9 protein-coding genes are annotated in these 10,462 nt (G+C 71.2%); 5 read left to right on the forward strand and 4 right to left on the reverse strand.

What is annotated here, in order from left to right:
• Positions 1-466: 466 nt before the first annotated feature.
• The 3 genes from V7067_RS04525 to V7067_RS04535 form a co-directional block, all read right to left on the reverse strand.
• Positions 467-1,156 (reverse strand): DNA-3-methyladenine glycosylase I, encoded by a 690-nt coding sequence (locus V7067_RS04525; protein WP_334174691.1) that lies wholly within the window; start codon positions 1,154-1,156, stop codon positions 467-469.
• A 71-nt stretch (positions 1,157-1,227) separates the two neighbouring features.
• On the reverse strand, positions 1,228-2,556 hold the full coding sequence (gene hemN, locus V7067_RS04530; RefSeq protein WP_334174692.1) for an oxygen-independent coproporphyrinogen III oxidase: 1,329 nt from the start codon (positions 2,554-2,556) through the stop codon (positions 1,228-1,230).
• Between the two features lie 68 nt (positions 2,557-2,624).
• Complete coding sequence (locus V7067_RS04535; protein WP_334174693.1) at positions 2,625-3,842, reverse strand: benzoate/H(+) symporter BenE family transporter; 1,218 nt, start codon at positions 3,840-3,842, stop codon at positions 2,625-2,627.
• Positions 3,843-4,004: 162 nt separating this feature from the next.
• On the opposite strand from V7067_RS04535, the gene V7067_RS04540 reads away from it, so the two are divergent.
• The 3 genes from V7067_RS04540 (at position 4,005) to V7067_RS04550 (ending at position 7,453) form a co-directional block, all read left to right on the forward strand.
• Positions 4,005-4,751 (forward strand): GntR family transcriptional regulator, encoded by a 747-nt coding sequence (locus V7067_RS04540; RefSeq protein ID WP_334174694.1) that lies wholly within the window; start codon positions 4,005-4,007, stop codon positions 4,749-4,751.
• Between the two features lie 406 nt (positions 4,752-5,157).
• Positions 5,158-6,573, forward strand: a complete 1,416-nt coding sequence (locus V7067_RS04545; RefSeq protein ID WP_334174695.1) for a leucyl aminopeptidase family protein — start codon at positions 5,158-5,160, stop codon at positions 6,571-6,573.
• Position 6,574: 1 nt separating this feature from the next.
• Positions 6,575-7,453: an NlpC/P60 family protein gene (locus V7067_RS04550; protein ID WP_334174696.1), complete on the forward strand. Its 879-nt coding sequence runs from the start codon at positions 6,575-6,577 to the stop codon at positions 7,451-7,453.
• Positions 7,454-7,478: 25 nt separating this feature from the next.
• Here V7067_RS04550 and V7067_RS04555 read toward each other — a convergent pair whose 3' ends face one another.
• Positions 7,479-8,135 (reverse strand): nitroreductase family protein, encoded by a 657-nt coding sequence (locus V7067_RS04555; protein WP_334174697.1) that lies wholly within the window; start codon positions 8,133-8,135, stop codon positions 7,479-7,481.
• Between the two features lie 204 nt (positions 8,136-8,339).
• On the opposite strand from V7067_RS04555, the gene speB reads away from it, so the two are divergent.
• Together speB and V7067_RS04565 are read left to right on the forward strand one after the other, a co-directional pair.
• Positions 8,340-9,413 carry an agmatinase gene (gene speB / locus V7067_RS04560; protein WP_334174698.1) on the forward strand — a complete coding sequence of 358 codons (1,074 nt, stop codon included), beginning with the start codon at positions 8,340-8,342 and terminating at the stop codon, positions 9,411-9,413.
• A 4-nt stretch (positions 9,414-9,417) separates the two neighbouring features.
• Positions 9,418-10,419, forward strand: a complete 1,002-nt coding sequence (locus V7067_RS04565; RefSeq protein WP_334174699.1) for a glycosyltransferase — start codon at positions 9,418-9,420, stop codon at positions 10,417-10,419.
• Positions 10,420-10,462: the final 43 nt, after the last annotated feature.

Below are 10,462 nucleotides of genomic sequence, written 5' to 3' on the forward strand. Positions count from 1 at the left end.
GATCCAAAGACGGGCCAGTCCGCTCGCCATTCCTGTCGTGGTCATCTTTTGCGGCTGATGAGCCGGCGAAGAACCGGCTGGGGCTAATATAAAGCCGGCAAAGGATCTGCCGGCCACCGGCAGGCAGCCGCGCGGTCAGGCAGCCGCGCGGTGCTCCGCTCTTGCGTTCTCCGGTGCATCCGGAGTCCCGCCGGTCGTAACGCCCGGTGCCATAACGCCCGCTGCTGTGCGCACCCCCGCCGCCGCGGACGACCGGGCTTTTGCCGCCGGTCGCCGCTCCCCGCCCGCTGCCGCCCCTCGCAGTCTGCCGCGCTTCGCGTGTCGCCGCCGGTCAGAAATCGCGGCCTCCGGCGGGGCGCCGCCCGCTGCGGGCTTTCGCCCGCCACAGGCGGCCGCCGCTGCGACCATTGCCGGTGCCGCCCGGCCGGGGCGGTCTGGCCGGTGCCGCCGCCCGGTCGGCGAAGGCTCAGCCGGGTATCTGCAGACGGGCGCGTGCCTGCAGCGCCTCTTCCCGGCAGTGGCAGCCCTCGTAGTGATCGTTGACCAGCCCGACAGCCTGCATCATCGCATACATCGTCGTCGGGCCGACGAAGCTCCAGCCGCGTTTCTTCAGCGCTTTCGACAAAGCCTCCGATTCCGTGCTTTTCGTGATGCCGGCGAGGCTCTCGCGGGTGATGCGGGGCGGGCGCGTCCCGGCCTTCTGCTCGTAGCGCCACAGGAAGGCGGCGATCGAGCCGGCCTCCTCGGCGAGCTTCAGGGCGCAGCGGGCGTTGTTGATGGCCGAGACGATCTTGGCGCGGTGGCGCACGATGCCGGCATCCTGCAGCAGCCGCTCCACGTCCGCCCCGGTGAAGGCGGCCATTGCTGCGGCATCGAAACCGGCGAAGGCGGCGCGGAAGCCTGCGCGCTTGCGCAGGATCGTCAGCCACGACAGGCCGGACTGGAACCCCTCAAGGCAGATCTTCTCGAACAGGTAGCGGTCGTCCGTCGTGGGCCGGCCCCATTCGGTATCGTGATAGGCCTGATAGAGCGGGTCGTCGCCGCACCAGAAGCACCGTGCGCGACCATCAGCCCCCCGGTTCAGGCCCGCCGGCAGCGGGGCCGGGCTGAGGGCAGGGGCAGCGAAAAGGGCATCTGTCGCGGCAGTGTCGCTCATGGCGGGCTCCGGCCTTCTGTCGTGGCCGGAGCACCGTGGCACGATTCGCCGGTGAGATCAAACCATGAACATCACACCGCAACGGAATGCCGGGCGCGGCTTTCCGCCAGATAGGTGTCGAACACCGCTGCGGCGAGGCGGATGAACGGGCGCCCCTGCTCGGTCACCACGATGCGCTCGCCTTCCACCGCCACGAGGCCGCGGGCCTGCAGCGGGCGCAGTGCGGCCAGTTCGTCTGCATAGGCGCGGCTGCCGCCGTGGCGGGCGAGATCGAGCGAGAGGTCGCACATCAGCCGTTCGATCAGCCCGGCGCGGCGGTGGTCGTCTTCCGAAAGGGCCATCCCCTTCACGGTCGCCGGCCGCCCCTCGCCGATGGCGCGGGCATAGCCGCCGACATCCGGGGCGTTCTGGACGAAGCCCTGCGGCAGCCGGCCGATCGACGAGGCGCCAAGGCCGATCAGCGCATCGGCGCTGTCGGTGGTGTAGCCCTGAAAATTGCGGTGCAGGCGCCCCTCGCGGGCGGCCGCGGCCAGACTGTCGTCCGGGAAGGCGAAATGGTCGAGCCCGATCGGCTGGTAGCCGGCCGCCTCGAAGAGCTCGGCCGCGATGCGCGCCTGCGCAAGGCGCTCGTGGGGGCCGGGCAGGTCTTCCTCGCGGATCAGCGTCTGGTGCTTCTTGAACCACGGCACATGGGCATAGCCGAACAGCGCGATGCGGGCCGGCCTGAGGCCCACGGCGAGCTGGGCGCTTTCCGCCAGATCGGCGCGGCTCTGCAGCGGCAGGCCGTACATCAGGTCGAAATTGATGGCGTCGATGCCGCCGTCGCGCAGCATGTCGACGGCCGCAGCCACCTCGCCGAACGGCTGCACCCGGCCGATGACCTGCTGCACATGAGGGGCGAAATCCTGCACGCCGAGGCTGACGCGGTTGACGCCGATGGCCTTCAGCGCGGCAACGAGGTCCGGCGTCACGCGGCGCGGGTCGAGTTCGATATTGTGTTCCGCATCGCCGGCCACGGAGAAGCCCGCACCGAGTTCCCCGGCAACGCGGTCGAGCAGCGCCGGCCCCAGAATGGAGGGCGTGCCGCCGCCCCAGTGCAGATGCGTCACCCGCCCGCCGCCGTGGAGCCGGGCGATGAGGCGGATTTCGGCCATCAGCACTTCGGCATAGCGTTCCACCGGTTCGGCCCGGTGCACCGCCTTGGTGTTGCAGCCGCAATAGTGGCAGATGTCGGTGCAGAACGGCACATGGAGGTAGAGCGACAGCGTGCCTTCCGGCGACAGCGCTTCCAGCCAGCGGCCATAGGCGGCCCCGTCCACCGCGGCCGAGAAATGCGGCGCGGTCGGATAGGAGGTGTAGCGCGGCACGGCGCGCTCCAGAAGGGTCAGGTCGTCTTGCATGGGGCTCACCCTGCCAGAGCCGCCGGCCCCCGCCTTGACCGGCATCAAAGCCGGCCGGCCCGTGCCGCTTACGGGTGCGTCAGCCGGCCAAGGCGGCCGTGCAGTGTCATCACCGCCACACCGGCGACAAGGCCCCAGAACGCCGGGCCGATGCCGGCCACCGAGAGCCCCGAGGCGGTGAACAGAAAGGTGACGAGGGCCGCCGGCCGGTCGGCCTCTTCCTTCAGCGCGCCGGCAATGGAGGCGCCGAACGCCCCGATCAGGGCCAGGCCGGCGGCCGCCTGAATGAGCAGCGGCGGCGAGGCGCCGAACCCGGCCGCCGCCGCCAGTGCCAGCAGCCCGAGACCGAGATAGGCGACCCCGGCGGTGACCCCGGCAATCCACCGCCGTGCGGGTTCCGGGTCGGCATCCGGGCCGGCGGCGAGGGCGGCGGTGATGGCGGCGAGATTGACCGTGACGCCGCCGAACGGCGCAATCACCATGGAGCCGAGGCCGGTGGCGCGAAACAGCGGGCCGGCGGCCGGGCGGAAGCCGAACGCCGAGAGCACCGCAAGACCGGGAATGTTCTGCGAGGCCATGGTGACGAGAAACAGGGGCAGCGCCAGGCCGACGGCGGCTTCCAGCGTGAACGCCGGCATGACGAACACCGGCTTCGGCAGGGCGAGAGCGGCGGTGTCGAACCCGGCGCTGCCCGGGCCGGCCAGCGTCAGCCCGATGGCCACCGCCACAGCCGCCGGCACCGCCCACAGGCGGAAGAAGCGCCCGACCACCAGAAAGGTGACGATGACGGCCAGCGCCGGCACCGGTGCCACCGCCACGGCGGTGAACGGGCTGAGGCACAGTTTCAGCAGCACGCCGGCCAGCATGGCGCTGGCGAGGGCGGGCGGAATGGCCGCGGCCATGCGGCCGAGCGGCTTCCAGAAGCCGGCCAGCGCGATCAGCCCGCCGGCGAGGATGAAGGCGCCGGTTGCCGCCGCAAAGCCGCCCTGCACCGCGCCCGTTGCCGCCATCAGCGCCGCGCCGGGCGTGGACCAGGCAACGGAGATCGGCATCCTCAGCGCCAGCGACAGCCCGAGACCCAGAACGCCCATGGCAAGGCACACCGCCATCAGCCCCGAGGCCGCCTGTGCCGGGCTGGCGCCCACCGCCGCCAGCCCCTGCAGCACCACCGCGAATGTGCTGCCGAAGCCGACCAGCGCTGTCAGGATGCCCGCCGTCACCGGCTGCAGCGGCGAGGCGGCGACCGGCGGCTGGCCGGAGGAGGCGGGCGGCAAGGCGGAGGACATGCGGGCGTCTTTCCTGCAAGGGCGGCTTCCGCACACGCCCTGCGGCCGCCGGAAGGGCGGCCGGGCCGTTTGCGCGGGACGGAAATTTCATCCACAATGCCCGAAATGGATCGGATATCCAATTTCAAAATTATGGCTCTTGGCGGGACGACGGCAACAGCGATGGCAGAGCGCGGTGACAGCGGCGGGGCTGCGGAAGGGGCGGCGGGCGATGCGGCCCTTGCGGCGCTGATCGCGGCGGCGCGGCCGCATTTCCGCACCGCCACCGCGCGCGTGGCCGAAACCCTGCGCCGGGCCATTCTCGACGGCACGCTGCCCGGCGGCACGGTGCTGCGGCAGGAGGAACTGGCGGCACAGTTCGCCGTCAGCCGCATGCCGGTGCGCGATGCGCTGAAGCAACTGGAGGCGCAGGCGCTGGTTTCCATCGTGCCGAACCGCGGCGCGGTGGTCAGCGAGCTTTCGGCGCAGGATGCCGCCGACATCATGGGTCTGCGTGCGCTGGTGGAACCGGAGGCCATCGCGCTGTCGGTGCCGAACCTGACGGCCGCCGATCTTGCCGCGGCGGCCGCGGCGCTGGCCGATCTGGAGGCGGCAACAGACCCGGCGCGGATGGGCGAACTCAACCGCCGCTTCCACATGAGCCTTTATGCGCGGGCCGGCCGGCCGCGGCTGCTGGCGCTGATCGGGGCGCTTTTTGCGGAAACGGATGCGGTGCTGCGCTTCCAGCTGGCGGCGCTGGGGGCGGGCGAGATGGGGGCGCAGGCCCATGCGGCGATGCTGGCGGCGGCGCGCGCGGGCGATGCCGCCGGCGCGGCGCGGCTGGTGCGCGCCCACATCGGCGAGGCCGCGGCCCGTCTGGTCGCCTTCCTCGGCGAGCGCGGGCCGCAGAGCGGCCGGACAGGAGACTGAAGACACGAGACGGCAAATGAAAAAAAGCGGGCCAGCCGGGGAGCTGACCCGCTCGTCGCGACCGTGCGGACGGGGGGACCGCAGGGGGAGATTGACCCGGAGCCTGAGGCATCGGGGGGGCTGGGGCTGACGAAATCCTCTGCCTCGCCATCACGGGTCTCTGGCCGCGACAGAACCCAGCATACGCCCCAACGTGGCCCGGGCTGGGCTGCATTGGGGCAACTTCATGAAGTTTGCTCTTGCGACCGATGGGCAGTCGCCGGCCCGCGACGCGCATCATCGCCCATTGCACAGCGCCTTCAGGGTGCTAGCTTCGCAGGCACGGAAGCCGGCCGGGCGCTGCCGCGTCTGTTCCCGGCAGTCCGTTCCCTGTCACCCGCCCTTGCAAAGCGTGGAGTTTCCAGCCGTGCTCGACAGCCTGATTGCCGCAGAGGCCGCCCCGGCGGCCATTCCCGTCCACGCCGTGCGCCCCGGCGAGGCGGAGGCGACGGGCGCGCCGCTGGTGGCGGGCGGGGCGGAGGTCTTTGCCGGCCTTGCCCGCAGCCAGCGCTTCGAGGCGGCCGCCGGGCAGGTTCTGGTGCTGCCGGGGGCCGGCGGCCTGCCGGCCGCGGTGCTGTTCGGCCTCGGCAGCGGGCCGGCCACGCCGCTCGATGCCGGGGCGCTGGCAACCGCGCTGCCGCCGGGCGACTATCGTCTGGCTTCCGGCTTCGATGAAGCGCAGGCCGCCATGGCCTTCGGGCTTGGCGCCTACCGCTTCACCCGCTACCGCGCCGGCAAGCCGCGCGACGTGCGGCTGGTGTGGCCGCAGGGCGCGGACCGGGCGGAGGTCACGCGCATTCTGGCCGGCGTGCAGCTCGCCCGCGACCTCATCAACACACCGGCCAACGACATGGGGCCGGAGGAACTGGCCGCGGTGGCGATGGACCTCGCCGCCCGCCACATCGCCGATATCGACATCGTCGTCGGCGAGGAACTGCTGGCGCAGGGCTTTCCGCTGGTGCATGCGGTGGGCGCCGGCAGCGCGCGGGCGCCCCGGCTCATCGATATCCGCTGGGGCAATGCCGACCATCCGCGCCTGACGCTGGTGGGCAAGGGGGTGTGCTTCGACACCGGCGGCCTCGATATCAAGCCGTCGTCCGGCATGCTGCTGATGAAGAAGGATATGGGCGGAGCGGCGAACGTGCTGGGCCTTGCCCACATGATCATGGACGCCGGCCTGCCGGTGAACCTCCGGGTGATCATTCCGGCTGTTGAAAATGCCGTTTCCGGCACCGCCTTCCGCCCCGGCGACATCTTCCCCAGCCGCAAGGGCCTCTCGGTGGAAATCGGCAACACGGATGCCGAGGGCCGCCTCGTTCTTGCCGATGCGCTGGCGCTGGCGTGCGAGGACAAGCCGGATCTGCTGATCGATCTTGCCACCCTGACGGGGGCGGCGCGCGTGGCGCTGGGCCCCGACCTGCCGCCGTTCTTCACCGACGACGAGGCACTTGCCGCCGACATCGCCCGCGTTTCCATGGCGGTCGGCGATCCGCTGTGGCGCCTGCCGCTGTGGCGGCCCTATGCGCGCTGGCTCGATTCGCGGCTGGCGGACATCAACAACAATGCCTCCGCGCCCTTTGCCGGGTCGGTCACGGCGGCGCTGTTCCTGGCCCGCTTTGCGGAAGGGGCGGGCAGCTGGGCGCATTTCGACATCTTCGGCTGGGCGCCTGCCGCCCGCCCCGGCCGGCCGGAGGGCGGCGAGGCGCAGGCGATCCGCGCGCTCTACACCCTGCTGTGCGAGCGCTTTGCCGCCGGGCGGCCGGGCGAAGGGCAGGCGGCCTGACATGACGGGCGAAACGCTGGACGACCTGCGGCGCAGCGAGCCGCGCCTGCTGCCGGCGCGGCCGGACCTTGCGGCGTTGTGGCTGAAGGCAACGGTGCGGGCGGAAGCCTACAGCGCCGGCGCGCCGCGCCGTGTCGTGGCGCCGCGCACCCGGCTGGCCCGCGCCCCGCGCTTCGATGCCCCGACCGAGACCGAGGCTCTGGCCGGCGATCTGGTGACGGTGTTCGAGGAGACCATCGAGGGCTGGGCCTGGGGCCAGCTTGAGCGCGACGGCTATGTCGGCTACCTCGCCGCCGACGATCTCGGCCCGGCCGGGCCGGCCCCCACCCACCGCGTGGCGGTGCCGAAGACGTTCCTCTATCCCGCAGCCGATATGAAGCTGCCGCCGGCCGGCGCCCTGCCGATGGGGGCGGGGGTGTGCGTGGCCGGCGATGCGGAAACGCGCGGGCTGGCCTATGCCGTGCTGGCGACGGGCGAGGCGGTGGTGGCGCGCCATCTGGAGCCGGCGGAGGCGGTGGCGACGGATTATGTCACCGTGGCCGAACACCTGCTGGGCGTGCCCTATCTGTGGGGCGGCACGTCGGGCTTCGGCATCGACTGTTCGGGCCTCGTGCAACTGGCGCTGCGCTTTGCCGGCCGGATCGTGGCGCGCGACACCGACCTGCAGGAGCGCACCGTCGGCCATCGTCTTGCCGGGGACGCGGCGTGGCAGCGCGGCGATCTGCTGTTCTGGCCCGGTCACGTCGGCATTCTGGCCGATGGCGAAACTCTGCTCCACGCCAGCGGCCATCACATGCAGGTGGTGCGCGAGCCGGTGCGGCCGGCCATCGCCCGCATTGCCGCCCGCGGCACCGCGCTGCGGCAGGTGCGCCGGCCGTAAGCGCCCCGGCCGTGCCCGGCCGCTCTCAGGGCGCGGGCGGGGCGCCGGTCCACCGCGTCACGATCGCCGCCATATCCGGCCGCGCGCGCTCCGGCGGGGCGGGCAGCGAGGGGTGGCCGATGTGGAACATGCCGGCCGCCCGCTCGCCGGGGCCGATGCCGAGCAGCGCCGCGGCCTGCGCATCGCGCACCGGCCACTTCAGCAGCCACTGACTGGCATAGCCCATGGCTGCGGCGGCGACCGTCAGCGCCATGCCGGCGGCGCCGGCGGCCAGTTCCTGATGCCAGACGGGAATCTTCGCCGTTTCGTCCGGCCGGCTGACGAGGATGACGACCACCGGCGCGCGGGTCAGATAGGCCTGCCACATGCCGGCCTTCTCCGCCGGCAGCTCCGGGTTCTGCCGTGCATAGAGCGCATCGAGCGCCCGGCCGGCCCCGGCGCGGGCCTCCCCTTCCAGAACGATGAAGCGCCACGGCACCAGACGGCCGTGATCCGGCACGCGGGAGGCCAGCGCCAGCAGGCGGTCGACCTCGGCCGGGGTCGGGCCGGGCGCGGCCAGCGTGCGCAGCGCCGGCGAGCGGCGGGCGGCCAGAAAGTCCAGCACCGCGGCATCGGGGGCGGTTTCAAGGGCAACCGGCGCGGGCTGGCCGGCGGCCGGCGGGGCATGGTGATGAGCCGGCAAAGAAGGCTGTGTCCCGGGTTGTGTATCGGTCGTCGTCACGGGTGTCGTCATGGGCGTCGGTCGCATCGTCCGCAAAGGGGGGCCATGCCATTCTGCCGGTGGGGTTTTTCACCGCGCGCCGCCATTGGCTCTGGCCTTGGCCGGCCGGCGGGTTTAGGCATGACCCGCGGGGGGAAGAACCGTGGCATTTGCGGAGTGCAGGAAATGGCGAATCGGGAGCCGGTCCCACCGGAAGAACTGGCGCGTCTCAGGGCGAAATATAGCGGCGACAATGTCGGCGTCATCCACCAGCCGGAATTTGCCCGCGTCGCGTCCCGCGTCATCGATCCTTCCGGCACCCGCTCTGCGCCTTTTGCCGGGCTGACCTCGCTGCTTTCCGCCCCGACCCGCCGCATCGACTGGTCCGCGCCGGATTTCGCCGGCCTGCAGGTGGCTCTGCTCGGCGTGCCGATGGACCTCGGCGTTTCCAACCGCAACGGCTCGCGCTTCGGGCCGCGGGCGCTGCGCACCATCGAGCGCATCGGCCCCTACAATCCGAATCTCGACTGCATTCCCACGGTCGATCTGGCGGTGGCCGATGTCGGCGACGTGCCGTTCCGCTCGCGCTTCAGCCTTGAGACCGCTCACGAGGACATCACCCGCGCCGTGGCCGCGATCGTGGCGGCGGGCGTGGCGCCGCTGTCGGTCGGCGGCGACCATTCCATCTCGCTGCCGATCCTGCGCGCGGTGGCCGCCGACGGTCCGGTGTGTCTCGTCCATATCGATGCGCACTGCGACACCGGCGGCGCGTTCGACGGCGAGCGGTTCCACCACGGCGGCCCGTTCCGCCATGCAGTGCTGGAGGGGCTGATCGACCCCGCCCACACCATCCAGATCGGCATCCGCGGTTCGTCGGAATATCTGTGGGAGTTCTCGGTCGATTCCGGCATGACGGTGATCCATGCGGAGGAAATCGGCGGGCTCGGCATTCCGGCGGTCATCGAAACGGTGCGCAGCCTCGTCGGCAACCGGCCGGTCTACCTGTCCTACGATATCGACAGCCTCGACCCCGCCTTTGCGCCGGGCACCGGCACGCCGGAAATCGGCGGGCTGACCACGCGCGAGGCGCTGGAACTGGTGCGCGGCTTCCGCGGCCTCAATCTGGTGGGCGGCGATCTGGTGGAAGTGGCGCCGCAATATGACGCCACCACCAACACCGCCCATGCCGGGGCCCAGCTTCTGTTTGAAATCCTGAGCCTGATGGTGTTCAGCCCGTCGATCGGCGCACGCGCGGGGTAATTGCATGCGGATCGTGCTGTGCGGGCCCGGCTACAAGAACAAGTTTGCCGGGTTCTACTATTCTTATGACAAGAAGTTCCTGAACGGCCTGATCCGCGAAGGGCATAACGTCATTCACTTCCGCGACCGGGATGAATCGCGCATTGCCCACACCTCCCTGCCGGCCATCGGCAACGCACGCTCCAACCAGTCGCTGCTTGAGGTCTGCGAGCACTTCCGGCCGGAGATGGTGGCGCTGTTCCATGCCGACGTGGTCACCAACCGCACCCTCGACGCCATCCGCGCGCTGTCGCCGGGGGTGCGCATCGTCAATGTGGACTGCGATGCGCTCATTGAAGACCATGTGATGAAGCGCATGTGCGGGCGCGGGCCGAAGGTGGACCTTTCGTTCGTCACCACCGCCGGCGAGCCGCTGGCGCGCCTGCGGGCCGCTGGTGTCGCCGCCCATTACATTCCCAACCCGACCGATCCTTCCATGGAGGATCTCGACGCGTTCTCTCTGGCGGAGAAGAGCGCCGATCTCGTCTATGTGTCGAGCTACGGTCCGCGGGCGGCGCAGTGGGCGTTCGTGGAGGACGTGACGCGCCGCGCGCCGGGCGTGCGCATCGTCGGCTACGGGGCCGCCAAGCAGCGGCTGCTGGGACGGGCCTATTTCGAGGCGCTGGCGCGGGCGAAATGCGCCCTCAACTGGTCGAAATATAACGACGTGCCGCTCTATTCGTCCGACCGCATCGCCCAGCTGTTCGGCTCGGGGCTGTGCGTGTGCGTGCCGCGCTCGGCCGGCTTCCAGCGCTTTCTGGGCGAGGACGATGCGGTGTTCTTCTCCTCCGCCGCCGATCTGGCCCAGCGGCTGACGCGCATTCTCGCCGACGGGGCGTGGCAGTCGATCGGCCGCGCCGGCCGCGACCGCTACCGGGCGCTGTTCAGCGAGCGGCGGCTCGCCCGCTTTCTGGTCGATGCCACGTTCGGGCGGCCGCTGCGCGATTATGAGTGGGCCGATATCTGAGCGTGTCTCCGGCGGGGCCGGGTGCTTTTTGCCGGGTGCTCTT

It is taken from the genome of Pseudoxanthobacter sp. (assembly GCF_036822375.1).
GTDB lineage: Bacteria > Pseudomonadota > Alphaproteobacteria > Rhizobiales > Segnochrobactraceae > Pseudoxanthobacter.